This window comes from Peribacillus sp. YIM B13482 (assembly GCF_042787975.1).
In the GTDB taxonomy this organism is placed as follows: domain Bacteria; phylum Bacillota; class Bacilli; order Bacillales; family DSM-1321; genus Peribacillus; species Peribacillus simplex_A.
Genome location: NZ_JBHZPF010000011.1, coordinates 54,891 through 67,835, shown reverse-complemented (window position 1 = coordinate 67,835; position 12,945 = coordinate 54,891). Strand labels below are relative to the sequence as shown.

The window sequence follows — 12,945 nt, the reverse complement described above, 5'->3', positions numbered from 1 at the left end:
TTTAAATTGATTCGTGATAGGCTTTTTCTCCATGAAGTGTAAGGTCAAGCCCCATGTACTCATCTTCTTCACTGACACGTAACGGAACGAAAAGGTTAATGGCTTTAGCGATGATATATGTGACCACGGCAACGAAAATATAAGTTACAACGATCGCTATGAGCTGCTTCCACAATAGGTTGAAATCTCCATAGAATAAACCGTTTGCCCCGCTTTCATTGACGGAAGTGGTCGCGAATAAACCTGTAGCGATGCCACCCCATGTTCCACCGATCCCATGTAATCCGAAAGCATCAAGAGCATCGTCATAGCCCAGTTTATTCTTCAAGAAGAATACGCCCCAAAAACAAACGGCGCCGCCTATGACCCCGATGATGATGGATGATGCAGGCGTTACAAATCCGCAAGCCGGTGTAATGGCAACCAACCCAGAAATAGCTCCGGATACTGCCCCCAGCAATGTCGCCTTTTTATTAGCCATATACTCAACGATCAGCCAGCCAACGATACCAGCAGCTGCTGCAACAGCTGTATTAACGAATACGTTCATCGCCACTTCATTGATTGTCAGTGCGCTTCCGACGTTGAAGCCGTACCAACCGAACCATATTAATGATCCACCCAGGAATGTTAAAGGAAGATTATGTGGTGCACTGTCCCCCGACTCTTTCCTTTTACCTAACATAATCGCTAAAACCAGACCGGCAACCCCCGAAGAAATATGAACAACGTTGCCACCTGCAAAATCAAGAGTACCAAGCTCTGCTAACCAGCCGCCTCCCCATACCCAGTGAGCAACAGGAGCGTATACGAATAAAGACCAAAGGATCGTAAAAATCAAGAATGCTGAAAACTTCATCCGCTCAGCAATGCCACCTGCAATGATCGATACTGTTAAAACGGCAAATGTCATTTGGAATAACATGAACAAACTATGAGGAATTGTTTTGCTGTATGGTCCAGGTGCAAAGCCTACATCATTTAAGCCAACCCAGTCCAGACCGCCCAGAAATGTATTACCAGGTGAAAATGATAAAGAATATCCAATCAGCACCCAAAGAATCGAAATGACAGCAAGTGGCATGTAACTATGCATTGCCGTATTCAGGACATTTTTACTTTTTACCATCCCTCCATAAAATAGGGCAATCCCTGGTGTCATTAACCAAACCATCATCGTCGCCAAAAACATGAATACTGAATCTGCCATTTGCATACTGTTTTTTCCCCCTTGTTTTTGTATATGTTATGTTTATTAACATTCAAATGTTATATTTTTTATCATAAACTTAATTTTCTAATAATTCAACTTATTTTTTAATGTTTCATACTAATAATGTTAGGTTAAATAACATAAGTTTTGAATAAAGGACCAGGATTCTATCGTCGTTATATTTCTCCCTCTACTCATGTCCGGGTTCATAGATTCAAATAAAAAAGGCCCTCCTATTGAGGGCCCTTCAAAAAAATATTCAGTTAACAGCAACGAGACACTTTCCCACCCTTTGCGTTATAGCGTTCATCCTGGGCTTCGCAGAAAAATTCTTTCCTGGTTTTCACAGGATCTTCAGGATGGTGCACTCTCATATGTGCCACATAAGTATCATAACTCGGAACGCCGACAAGCAAACTGACGAACTGCTTTCTGTAGCTGAGAATCTTAACTAATCTTTTCAACATTTCCTTCCCTCCCTTATGATGACCTCGATACATAAGGTGATTCATGTAAATCTATTTTCTCGTTCTTCAAGACCTTTATCCATAACTTAATGGCAGAAATCAGGACAGTGATCACAACGATCATGAAGATGGCACATAGGGCAGCATCCACATAATCATTGACGATAACCCGTTTCATCTCAGATAGATTTGCTGCCGGAGCGAGAATTTCCCCATTATCATAGGCCGCTTTAAATTTATCCTTATGTGCCAAAAAGCCAATCGCCGGGTTTTCGTGGAAAAGCTTTTGCCATCCAGCCGTCATGGTCACTATCAATAAGAATGTAGTTGGCACAAGAGTGACCCATGTATACGCTTTTTTGCCCATTTTGAAAAGGACTGTCGTCCCAAGCAGCAACGCAATGGCGGAAAGCATCTGGTTCGCAATTCCAAACAATGGCCAAAGGGTATTGATTCCGCCAAGAGGATCAATGACCCCTTGATATAGGAAATACCCCCAACCGATTACACAAATGGCAGTCGCAATAATATTAGGTAGCCATTTATTCGTTTCGGCAAATGGCTTGTAAAAGGTGCCGATAATATCCTGTATCATAAAACGCCCTACCCTGGTTCCCGCATCAATGGTGGTCAATATGAACAATGCCTCGAATAGGATCGCGAAATGATACCAGAACGCCATCAGGGACGCTCCACCAATCACTTGTGAGAAGATATGGGCCATACCGATTGCAAAGGTTGGCGCTCCACCAGTGCGGGATAAGATGGTCTCTTCCCCAACATCATCTGCAAGGCCGGTAATCATTTCAGGTGTCAAAATGAAACCCCAATCGGATATCGTAGCCGCCACTTGAGCCGGCTCCGTTCCCACAACGGCGCCCGGGCTGTTAATGGCAAAATAGATCCCTGGCGTCAGTACACAGGCTGCTATCATCGCCATGATGGCTACAAAGGACTCAGTCAACATCGCCCCGTATCCGATTGGACGTGAATGTGATTCACGTTCAATCATTTTCGGAGTCGTTCCCGATGAAACGAGAGCATGGAACCCCGACACCGCTCCACAAGCGATCGTTATGAATAAGAATGGGAATAAATTCCCTGAAAAAACGGGTCCTGTTCCATCAATGAATTGAGTGACGGCAGGCATTTCAAGGCTCGGCATGACAATGAAAATACCAAGCGCAAGTCCTATGATCGTGCCGATTTTCAAGAATGTGCTTAAGTAATCACGTGGTGCCAATAACATCCATACCGGCAAAACGGAGGCAACGAATCCGTATACAATCAGCATGATGGCGATCGTTTCTCCATCAAATGTGAACATTGGCGCCAATGTAGCACTTTCGGATACAAAGCGGCCGAAAAATAACGCAAGCATCAATAGTATAATGCCAATAATGGAACCTTCTCCAACACGACCGGGCCTTATATAGCGCATGTAGATGCCCATGAGGACTGCAATCGGTATGGTCGAGGCAATCGTGAACATACCCCATGGGCTGCCCACCAACGCTTTTACGACAACCAGGGCAAGTACCGCTAATAAGATTACCATGATGCCGAGGATTCCGATCATCGCAATCAAACCTGTAATCGGTCCGATTTCCTCTTTGATCATCTCTCCCAATGATTTACCGTTACGGCGCATCGAACCGAAGAGAATAACGAAATCTTGAACGGCACCAGCTAATACAACTCCGACTACAAGCCATAGTGTCCCTGGCAAATACCCCATCTGCGCTGCAAGGATGGGGCCAACAAGAGGGCCAGCTCCGGCAATTGCTGCGAAATGGTGGCCAAACAACACCCACTTATTTGTAGGCACGTAGTCCTTCCCATCATTATTCGCTTCCGATGGAGTCTGGCGATTATCATCTAGCTCAAACACTTTCTGTGCAATGAATTTACTATAAAAGCGATATGCAATTGAATAAACACAGAGTGCTGCAGTGACAATCCACATGGCATTGATGCTTTCCCCCCGGTTTAATGCGACGAAACCAAAACTCACCGCCCCCACCGCAGATATGATTCCCCAAAGAATGACCGACTTAAACGCTTTCATTTTTTACCATCCCCTCTCAATGGTTTACTATAAAAAATCTTCATTTCATATGGAGTTAGGCTATAATCCATTTAATTTAAAGAATTTTACGTATATTCAGAATTATATGTCATTATAATGTTTTTTAGCAATAGCAAAACAGGCGATTTGTAAAGTATTTTCCATTATTTTGTCGATAATTTCCTTTTTTTCTGTATTGGTTATTTCACTCTAAGAACGTCAATATCACCGCCAGTCCGTTAAATAATCCATGAATCAAAACAGATGGCCAGATGGACCCTGTCTTTTCGTATACCAAGCAAATACCAACCCGCTTATAAAATTGATCATTAATGTATTATAAGCAGGGATATGAACGACCATGAAAAGGAAGGAGCTGATGAACATTCCCCAGCTCTTTCCCGTTCGGACTCTAATCCAACGGTATATGAATCCTCGATAAAGGATTTCCTCATAAACGGGAGAAATGATGGCAGCAGAAATGAAGCCTATGAAGAAATTAAAGACTGTGACATTCTGTTTCACACTTTCCGTTTTTTCATTTTCATACGTTCCCCCTACGGCCATCATCAGGGCAAGCACCATAATACTGCTAAATATCAATACAATGGTCCAACCTGCTATCGGCCCCCAGTAAGACGCCGCAAATCGGCGAACCCCCACTTCCTTCCAAGATAAACTACATGGCCTCAAGCATACAAAAAAACCCTAACATAAAAACGATGGCCATAATGAAGCACATGGTCGTTCCTGCATATAAACCATTCCGAAAAAATGAATCGAACTGCTCTCTCAGCAAGAATTCAATGAAAACAGGCACAATGAAACATGATAACCCCAACATCCATACTCCTTCCCTAATTCCTGATATAAAGACCGTGTTGGATAAAAAGGCCTTCAAAGAATTGCTCCTTCATCAACAACATCAGACAATATCAAACATAAGGGAACCTGAAAACACTCTTAAGAACATCCAAACCTTGTTAAATAGCATAGAAGTCGAAGGAGATCTCGATTGGGAGCTGCTGCTGCCGCTAATCAACAGAAAAGAACATAATCGTGATCAATTATTCAGCAAGAAGAACGGAAAACCTTGGACAAACTACCTAAGATGGAAATAGATAATATCGAAACAATGGATCAACCTAATAAAACGCATTGAATTAACCATCAAAATAGGATTTCCTGCCGAATCCGAGGAAGGAAGGCTGATTGCTGAAGATTGCCCGCTTTTATCCGAGTTGATTTTCGAAGGAAACAAAGATCTAGAGGAGAAATTCTGAGAAGTTCGTAAATCCGCAGCTGACTCTTACTCGGCAGGTTTATATCCGGTAAGGAAGAAATCCTTATTTTTAGAGGAGGCAGTCGCCTCTTTAAATGAAACGGAATGCAAGTTCAAAGTATAAGGTTTTGTGACCAACACAAAAAATGTGCGCCCGACGGCACACATTTTTTTCTTCATCCGGTCTGATTTCCCTTTAATGAACTGCGATAGAGTTCGTAATAAGGACCCCTTTGCCGCAGTAATTCATCATGTGATCCCTTTTCAATGATCCTTCCTTCATCAAGCACCAGGATTTGATCACTTTGCTGAATCGTATTCAATCGATGGGCAATGACAAAACTTGTCCTTCCCTCCATCAAACGATGTAATGCTTCCTGGATTTTCAGCTCGGTAATCGTATCTATACTGCTTGTCGCCTCATCCAAAATCAATAGAACAGGATCGGCTAAAATAGCCCTGGCAATCGATAAAAGCTGGCGCTGTCCCTGACTGATTCCACTGCCATCCTGATTCAAGATGGTATCATATCGGTCTGGCAGCTTCATGATAAAGGAATGCGCATTGGCAAGCTTGGCTGCATCCATCACTTCTACATCGCCCGCCCCCAGCCGACCGTAGCGGATATTTTCACGAATCGTACCTTGAAACAAAAAGGAATCCTGCAATACAAAGCCCATATGCTCGCGGAGACTGGACCTCTTCACCTGCTGGATATTCTGTCCATCGATCAAGATCCGGCCGCTGTTCGGCTCGTAAAAACGCGCAAGAAGATTAATGATCGTAGTCTTACCGGCCCCAGTGGGTCCTACAAGCGCGATGGTCTCCCCTTTTTCTGCATGGAAACTGACATCATATATCGTTTGACCGTCATCATTGTACGAAAAGGAAACACCTTCAAAATTCACCTCACCACATACATCCTGAAGTTCAGAGGCTTGTTTCTCATCTACTTCTTCTTCTTTTTCATCAAGTATGGCGAACACCCGCTCCGCACCGGCAACGGCCGATAGGAGTGTATTGAATTGATTAGCCAGGTCATTGAGCGGGCGGGTGAATTGCCTTGAATACTCGGTGAAAATGACAATGACCCCGATGGAAACTGTTCCTATGCCACTCAGCGCCAAAAAACCGCCGACAGCGGCTATTATAGTAAAACTTAAGTTGTTCAGTAAATTCATCAGTTTTGGAATCAGCCCAGAGTATGATTGTGATAGGAATCCGGCTTTCTTTAAGTTTTCACTCCGGGTGATAAAGTCACGGATCACTTTATCTTCCTGCGAAAAAGCCTTTACAATCCGTTGCCCCGAAATTGTTTCTTCTATAAACCCATTCAATTCTCCAAGGTTCTTCTGCTGTTCCTTAAAAAGCTTGCCCGTCCTGTTCGTTATCCACCTCAGCCCAAAAAACATAAGAGGAACGATGAATAAGGTTAAAACAGTTAATAAAGGGCTTAAATACAGCATCACTCCGATCGTCCCGACCAGTGTCAGCACACTTGAGAAAATCTGGATGACGGAACTATTCAAAGTGGAACTGACATTTTCTATATCATTCGTGACCCTACTCATCAATTCCCCATGCTGACGCCGGTCAAAAAAGGTAATGGACAGCTGGTGAAGCTTTTTGAACAATTGATTGCGCATCTCATAAACCGTATCCTGCGCGATTCCGATCATCCAATAATTCTGAAGCCACATGGATAGTGAATAGAATATATAGACTCCGAGAAGCCCGATAAGAAGACTAATCAGCCCCCCGCTATCCTTTGTGACAATATAATCATCGATGGCCATCCCTACAAGAAATGGGCCAAGCAATCCCAAAACCGAGCTTATCAGTACCATGAAAAGGACACAAAATAGCAGGCTTTTATTCGTTGCTAAGTAGGGGATGATCCTTTTTATCGTATTCCATGAGTTGACTGGTTTTGCCTTTTTCTTATCGGGAGATATTCTTCGACTCAAGAGAAATCCCCTCCTCCCCAAACTGTGAGTGAACGATTTTTCGATAAAGATCACTTGTTTGAATCAAATCCTGATGTTTCCCCAGCGCAAGCACTTGGCCATTTTCCAGCAACAAGATCTTGTCCGCCTCAATGGCTGTACTGATTTTTTGTGTAATGATGAGTGTTGTACATGTATAGGTCTTTAAAGCGGCGAGCAATTTACTTTCCGTTTTCAAATCCAGCGCACTCGTACTGTCATCCAGAAGGAGAATCTTCGGTCTGCGCACTAATGCCCTCGCAATCGATAACCGTTGTTTTTGCCCTCCGGACAGATTCACCCCTTTTTGCCCTAACTGCGTCTCATATTGTTTTGGGAGTTTCATTACGGTCTCATGAACCTGAGCATCCATGGCAGCTGCCATGATTTCCCCCATCGAGGCCCCTTCTTTTCCCCATGCAACATTATTTTTTATGGTTCCTGAAAAAAGCAAGGCTTCTTGCGGTACATAGCCGATCCTTTTCCGCAGCGAATTCAAGGGAATATCTTTCACATTCTGGTCATCTATTAGAATGGATCCGCTCTCAACTTCGTATAATCTCGGAATCAGCTGAAACAAGGATGTTTTCCCTGATCCTGTTGCTCCTATGATGGCAAGCGATTCTCCCGGATCGATAGAGAAGTTCAAGTTTTTCAATACCGGTGCATCTGTTCCAGGATAGCGGAAAGATACATCTAGAAACTTGATGCCTCCCCCTTTGACGGTATCACTCTTGCTTTCAATTTTGCCTTCATCAATATCTATCGGGGTTTCAAATATTTCCGTCACACGTTCCGCTGAAGCCTTTGCACGGGAAATGACCGTGATCAGCCATGAAAAAACGGAAAGTGATGCCGCAATCCTTGTGGCATAGTTGACAATCGCCACAACTTCCCCTACCTGTATATCTCCCGTTGTAATAAATTCGCTTCCAAGCCAAAGAATGATCAGAATCGCCACATTCATGACCAGCATCAGAACAGGCATGGTCGTTTCAATTAAACGAAGGGAAGTCACAGTCTTTCTTTTCAACCCGTCATTCGCATCGTCAAACCGTCCGATTTCATGCTCCTTACGAAGAAAGGCCTTGATCAAGCGCATGCCTGTCAGGTTTTCCCTCATGACCCCATTGACATTATCGAGCTTTTTCTGTACGAGCTTAAACAGCTTAGCCGCTCGTTTCATAACCCATCCCAGGAAGAAAACAAGAACCGGAATCGAAATGACCAAAACAAGGGAGAGTTTCAAATCGACCGCAATCGCCATTATCGCCCCCCCGATTACTATCAAAGGCGCCCTTGCCATGATACGAAGGCCCATGAAAACCGTATTTTGAAGCTGGGTCACATCATTCGTCATCCTTGTAATCAACGATGAAGTCGGGATATTATTCAAATTCGCAAAAGAAAACGCCTGTATCTTACCAAAAAGGCTTTTTCTTACATCATGCCCAAAGCTCTGACTTACATGTGATGCTGTAAAGGAATTAACGATCCCGCCAATAAATGAAAAAATGGAAAGTCCAACCATGACACTTCCCCATTTAATCACTACCGATAAATCTTTCTGTAAAATGCCATCATCAATTATTTTAGCAATAAATAGAGGTTGTAACAGTTCTACACCAAGCTCAACAATCATCAAGAATAAAGCAAGAATGATCAAGAGCCAGTATGGCTTAAGAAATGAGGCCAGTTTTTTCATCTATGACACCCTTCGATTCTTCATATGTAGATAGCATCTTTTCACCTCTCATTATACATTTTTATACAGATTATTTAAAAGATTTTAACTGATTTAAAGGATTGGTAAATAACTTGATTTTTTTAATAAATACCCTTGACAAATAACAGGAAGTAGGCGAAAATTCTAATTGATAATGATTTTCAATTTCATTATCAATCTCTGAAATTTGATAAACAATTACGATAATCTCATATCGTACCTTTTTGATATTGTACATAGATACAATGTCGCCCCGGCTTCTCTGTGCCTAGTAAAAATTATATGCTCATTAGCGAATGCAGTTCACTGGAATATTGCCCCCTCTTTATTCAAGTATTTATTCACGTTGGAAGCATATTAGGCAGCCGGGGATTATTTTTTTAAAAAACTAACAAACTTACTTATATAAAGGAGCAGGATGATCATGAAACTTGAAGATATCATTAAAGAACGGCGCAGCATCAAACGATTTAAGGACATTCCTGTTCCTATTGATATCATCCGATCACTATTGGAAACTTCGACATGGGCACCGAACCATAAACTTACCCAACCATGGCGCTTTGTCGTGGTGCATGGTGATAGCCGATTAAAACTCGCAGAGGCAACCCGTGCTTTCATGGCAGGCAAAGAGAAGGACCCGGAAAAGAAAGAAGCAGCCGGACAGCGAGGATATAATAAGCTTATAGATGTACCGATGTTTGTCGCGGTGATCATGGAAGAGAATCCGAATCCTATGACACGTGAAGAAGATTATGCGGCTACAAGTGCCTTGATCCAGAATTTCAGCCTGCTTGCCTGGGAACAAGGAATCGGGCTGATATGGGAAAAATACGGCATGATACACAGCATCGAGTTTCGTGAAGCTTTAGGCGTGAAACCCGGAGAGAAGATCGTCGGCAGCCTTCACGTCGGCTATCCCGATATGATCCCTTCCCCGCGGCCAAGGAACGCTATCGATCAACTCCTGACAATTATGGACTGATATAAAAGGAAAGCCTCCAATCTTCTATTTGGAGGCTTTCCTTTTATATTTAAGAGCAAAACGCAGGCAAATGTTGTTTTTCACTTATAATAACCCCTTAAAGATGATTATTTAATAGCCGGCACCTTAATTTTTAAGTTGAATTCTTCACTTTTATAGGTGAAATCCAAATATCCTTGATGTTTTTTCACGATATTAGCGATGATTTTCGTACCCATCCCATCATGCTGCCCCCATTTCGTGGTTTGACCGTATTTTTCAAACAGTCCGTCCAGAATGGGATTAGGTACTGGCAGACAACTGTTACTGCATGATAATAGGTACATACCACTCCGCTTATAAAAATGGAGCGTAATTTGGGCTATCTCCCTTCTTTCCTCCTGCCATGATGCAGCAGCTTCTATCGCATTTGCGAGGACATTCCCTATCAGTGCCACAACGTCATGATCCTTTAAAGGCAAAGATGAGAGGGGAACGTCTTTTTTCAAGCCATATCATGGAAGAAGTAACATTGCTCTGTGACTCTGTAACAATGATGCATAAAGGGGAACTGATTTATAAAGGGAAGCTGGAATCGCTTTATATAGAAGAGAACAGCCGTGATCTAAATTATATTTTCATGTCCAAACTTGTAAGGGGGAATCATATCCGCAAGCATCATTTCGAAAACTGTAAAGGAATCACAAAACTATTTATCGCCCATTACTATGCTCGTCATTTTGCCGACATTGTTTTTAGGAGGCACAGGTTTACATGAGTTAACAAACAAGCACTTCCTGCTGCCGATTTTAAACATCTTCGCACTCTTTAAAGAATTGATATATGGTGTGATTGATATTCAGAATATCTTCCTGACAGCCAGCTCCCTCATTGTCTCGATCATCCTCTTCTTTACTGTCTCAAGGATATTATTCTTAAAGGACAAATGGGTCCTGAACTAAACATGACGCGCTACCCTCGGCGCGTCTTTTATTCACTCGAACTTAATTGTTTTCCATCATTCGTTTTTCACAATCATGGAATTCAACTTATTATTGGCGGGGACAATTCATATCCAAAAAAACCTCCCTTTTCAAGGAGGTCCCTAAACGCTCTTACTCAAAAAAATTCGTGATATAAGGCCTGAATGGCCGTCTCTTCACTGTGCCCTTTCACACCGAACATCATGCTTACTTCCGAAGAGCCTTGGTTGATCATTTCAATGTTCACCTTTGCTTCGGCCAGCGCTTTTGACGCCCTTGCCGTTGTACCGACATTATGACGCATTCCTTCACCTACAATCATGATCAAAGCAAGATCATGCTCCACATTCACCTCATCGGCATGTAGCTCTTTCTTGATTCGTGAAATGATTTTCTTCTCGGTTTCACCCTCCATCTGGTCCTGCCTTAGAATAAGTGTCACATCATCGATGCCTGATGGAATATGCTCATACGAAACTCCGTAATCTTCAAGGATATGCAGCAGTTTCCGACCAAAACCAACTTCCCGGTTCATCAAATATTTGCTAATGTAAATACTGCAAAATCCTTTATCACTTGCAATCCCAATAACCGGCCCATTCGTATTATCCCGTGAACTTACAATGCGGGTCCCTTGTGCAGCCGGATTGTTTGTATTTTGTATATGGACTGGTATTCCCGCACGGAATGCAGGAATCAACGCCTCATCATGAAATACCGAGAAACCGGCATAAGAAAGCTCCCGCATTTCACGATAGGTTAATTCCCTGATTCCCTTCGGATTGGAAACCACATTTGGATTCACCGCATAAACGGCATCCACGTCCGTAAAGTTCTCATACAAATCGGCTTTGACCCCATTCGCAAGAATCGAACCCGTAATATCGGAACCGCTTCTTGAGAATGTTAAAACCTCACCATCTAACGTGTATCCGAAGAACCCTGGGAATACTACGATTCCTGGCTCATCACGTAGAGCATATAACCGATCATACGATTCTGGCATCACCTGGGTAAATCCATCTTCATCCGTTACGATCAAGCCAGCCTTCTTTGGATTTATATACTGAGCCTCTACACCACGGCTTTGAAAATAACCTGCAACCAGCTTCGCATTATTATCCTCGCCACTGGCCATTAAAGCATCCAAATAGCGCTTCGGGTTAGATTGGTCTCCATGCAACAGTGCTTTTAGATTTCCATGAATCCCAGTGATGACCTCCTCGGATATATCCAGCTCTTCAGCAATGCTCGCATAGCGGGATACCACATCTTCTATCAAATGCTCTCCGTTATCCCCGCGCAGCTGCTGTTCCGCAGCCTCAATCAATAGATCCGTCACCTTTATATCATTTGAATTGCGTTTCCCTGGAGCCGAAACGACAACAATCTTCCTCTCTGGATCAGCAACTACAATTTCGAATACCTTTTTCAACTGTTCTCCTGACGCAAGTGAACTTCCGCCAAACTTTGCAACTTTCATCACGACATCCCCTATTTTTGAAAATATTCTGTCAAAATTAACTCTTCCTATTATTACGTTTTTTCACGAAACAATCAAGTGGTAATTCCGTTTCAGGAGGACATTTGTGTTTTTAAAAAATACAAAATAGTGAGTTTACTGAATGAGAATAACAAAAACCCAAAAAAAGACAACGGCATAAGCCAGTTGTCTTTTTCTAATCATTAGCGATTATCCACCGTTTCCGGGTATAAGTCATGATTCATCAAGCGGTAATCCGCCATTTCCTCATACTTCGTACCTGGTTTACCATAATTTGTGTAAGGATCGATGGAAATTCCGCCCCTAGGTGTAAACTTGCCCCAGACTTCAATATATTTGGGATCCATTAACTCGATTAAATCATTCATGATGATGTTCATGCAGTCTTCATGGAAATCACCATGATTACGGAAGCTGAATAAATAAAGTTTCAATGACTTGCTTTCCACCATCTTCACACTTGGAATATAGCTGATGTAAATGGTCGCAAAGTCCGGCTGGCCCGTTATTGGACATAAGCTAGTGAATTCCGGGCAATTGAATTTGACGAAATAATCCCGGTTCGGATGCTTGTTATCGAATGATTCCAGAATTTCAGGCGCATAGTCAAATGTATATTTTGTCCCTTGATTCCCAAGCAGTGTGATATCTTTTTTTAATTCTTCTTCTTTTCTTCCAGACATAAAAAGTCCTCCTCATCCACGTTTGTCAGGGGAGATTCATAAAATGGGCCTCTATATAACAAAAACCATA

At 42.6% G+C, this 12,945-nt stretch carries 10 protein-coding genes and 2 pseudogenes; 3 read left to right on the top strand and 9 right to left on the bottom strand.

Features of this window, described 5'->3' with window-relative positions:
* Position 1: 1 nt before the first annotated feature.
* The 4 genes and pseudogenes from ACFX4L_RS08205 to ACFX4L_RS08190 form a co-directional block, all read right to left on the bottom strand.
* Positions 2-1,216: an ammonium transporter gene (locus tag ACFX4L_RS08205; RefSeq protein WP_284471902.1), complete on the bottom strand. Its 1,215-nt coding sequence runs from the start codon at positions 1,214-1,216 to the stop codon at positions 2-4.
* 260 nt (positions 1,217-1,476) lie between these two features.
* Positions 1,477-1,680 (bottom strand): YbdD/YjiX family protein, encoded by a 204-nt coding sequence (locus tag ACFX4L_RS08200; RefSeq protein ID WP_089362581.1) that lies wholly within the window; start codon positions 1,678-1,680, stop codon positions 1,477-1,479.
* Between the two features lie 13 nt (positions 1,681-1,693).
* Positions 1,694-3,748 carry a carbon starvation CstA family protein gene (locus ACFX4L_RS08195; protein ID WP_377384531.1) on the bottom strand — a complete coding sequence of 685 codons (2,055 nt, stop codon included), beginning with the start codon at positions 3,746-3,748 and terminating at the stop codon, positions 1,694-1,696.
* 205 nt (positions 3,749-3,953) lie between these two features.
* Positions 3,954-4,315 (bottom strand): annotated as a pseudogene (locus ACFX4L_RS08190) (lysostaphin resistance A-like protein).
* 239 nt (positions 4,316-4,554) lie between these two features.
* Between ACFX4L_RS08190 and ACFX4L_RS08185 the strand changes: the two are divergent.
* Positions 4,555-4,869, top strand: a complete 315-nt coding sequence (locus ACFX4L_RS08185) for a hypothetical protein (RefSeq protein WP_377404685.1) — start codon at positions 4,555-4,557, stop codon at positions 4,867-4,869.
* A gap of 337 nt (positions 4,870-5,206) precedes the next feature.
* Here the strand turns inward: ACFX4L_RS08185 and ACFX4L_RS08180 are convergent, their stop codons facing one another.
* Together ACFX4L_RS08180 and ACFX4L_RS08175 are read right to left on the bottom strand one after the other, a co-directional pair.
* A complete protein-coding gene (locus tag ACFX4L_RS08180; RefSeq protein ID WP_377404682.1) occupies positions 5,207-6,997 on the bottom strand; it encodes an ABC transporter ATP-binding protein in 1,791 nt (596 codons plus the stop codon).
* Complete coding sequence (locus tag ACFX4L_RS08175; protein WP_377384525.1) at positions 6,972-8,720, bottom strand: ABC transporter ATP-binding protein; 1,749 nt, start codon at positions 8,718-8,720, stop codon at positions 6,972-6,974. The genes ACFX4L_RS08180 and ACFX4L_RS08175 overlap by 26 nt, the downstream gene beginning before the upstream one ends.
* 445 nt (positions 8,721-9,165) lie before the next feature.
* Between ACFX4L_RS08175 and ACFX4L_RS08170 the strand changes: the two genes are divergently transcribed.
* Entirely contained in the window at positions 9,166-9,726 is a 561-nt protein-coding gene (locus ACFX4L_RS08170; protein WP_377404679.1) for a nitroreductase family protein, read from the top strand.
* Between the two features lie 107 nt (positions 9,727-9,833).
* Here ACFX4L_RS08170 and ACFX4L_RS08165 read toward each other — a convergent pair whose 3' ends face one another.
* On the bottom strand, positions 9,834-10,163 hold the full coding sequence (locus ACFX4L_RS08165; RefSeq protein ID WP_377404676.1) for a GHKL domain-containing protein: 330 nt from the start codon (positions 10,161-10,163) through the stop codon (positions 9,834-9,836).
* A gap of 41 nt (positions 10,164-10,204) precedes the next feature.
* Here ACFX4L_RS08165 and ACFX4L_RS08160 point away from each other — a divergent pair.
* Positions 10,205-10,366: pseudogene (locus ACFX4L_RS08160) on the top strand (ABC transporter ATP-binding protein); the annotation flags it as partial.
* A gap of 458 nt (positions 10,367-10,824) precedes the next feature.
* Here the strand turns inward: ACFX4L_RS08160 and ACFX4L_RS08155 are convergent.
* Both ACFX4L_RS08155 and queF read right to left on the bottom strand, forming a co-directional pair.
* Complete coding sequence (locus tag ACFX4L_RS08155) at positions 10,825-12,171, bottom strand: aspartate kinase (RefSeq protein WP_377384519.1); 1,347 nt, start codon at positions 12,169-12,171, stop codon at positions 10,825-10,827.
* A 203-nt stretch (positions 12,172-12,374) separates the two neighbouring features.
* Complete coding sequence (queF, locus tag ACFX4L_RS08150) at positions 12,375-12,875, bottom strand: preQ(1) synthase (RefSeq protein WP_061461394.1); 501 nt, start codon at positions 12,873-12,875, stop codon at positions 12,375-12,377.
* Positions 12,876-12,945 lie beyond the last annotated feature (70 nt).

What these genes read in the sequence shown, in the direction of transcription:
- ACFX4L_RS08205 (WP_284471902.1), bottom strand. Translation starts at nt 1,216, where the DNA reads ATGCAAATGGCAGATTCAGTATTCATGTTTTTGGCGACGATGATGGTT.
- ACFX4L_RS08200 (WP_089362581.1), bottom strand. Translation starts at nt 1,680, where the DNA reads ATGTTGAAAAGATTAGTTAAGATTCTCAGCTACAGAAAGCAGTTCGTC.
- ACFX4L_RS08195 (WP_377384531.1), bottom strand. Translation starts at nt 3,748, where the DNA reads ATGAAAGCGTTTAAGTCGGTCATTCTTTGGGGAATCATATCTGCGGTG.
- ACFX4L_RS08185 (WP_377404685.1), top strand. Translation starts at nt 4,555, where the DNA reads ATGAAAACAGGCACAATGAAACATGATAACCCCAACATCCATACTCCT.
- ACFX4L_RS08175 (WP_377384525.1), bottom strand. Translation starts at nt 8,720, where the DNA reads ATGAAAAAACTGGCCTCATTTCTTAAGCCATACTGGCTCTTGATCATT.
- ACFX4L_RS08170 (WP_377404679.1), top strand. Translation starts at nt 9,166, where the DNA reads ATGAAACTTGAAGATATCATTAAAGAACGGCGCAGCATCAAACGATTT.
- ACFX4L_RS08155 (WP_377384519.1), bottom strand. Translation starts at nt 12,171, where the DNA reads ATGAAAGTTGCAAAGTTTGGCGGAAGTTCACTTGCGTCAGGAGAACAG.
- queF (WP_061461394.1), bottom strand. Translation starts at nt 12,875, where the DNA reads ATGTCTGGAAGAAAAGAAGAAGAATTAAAAAAAGATATCACACTGCTT.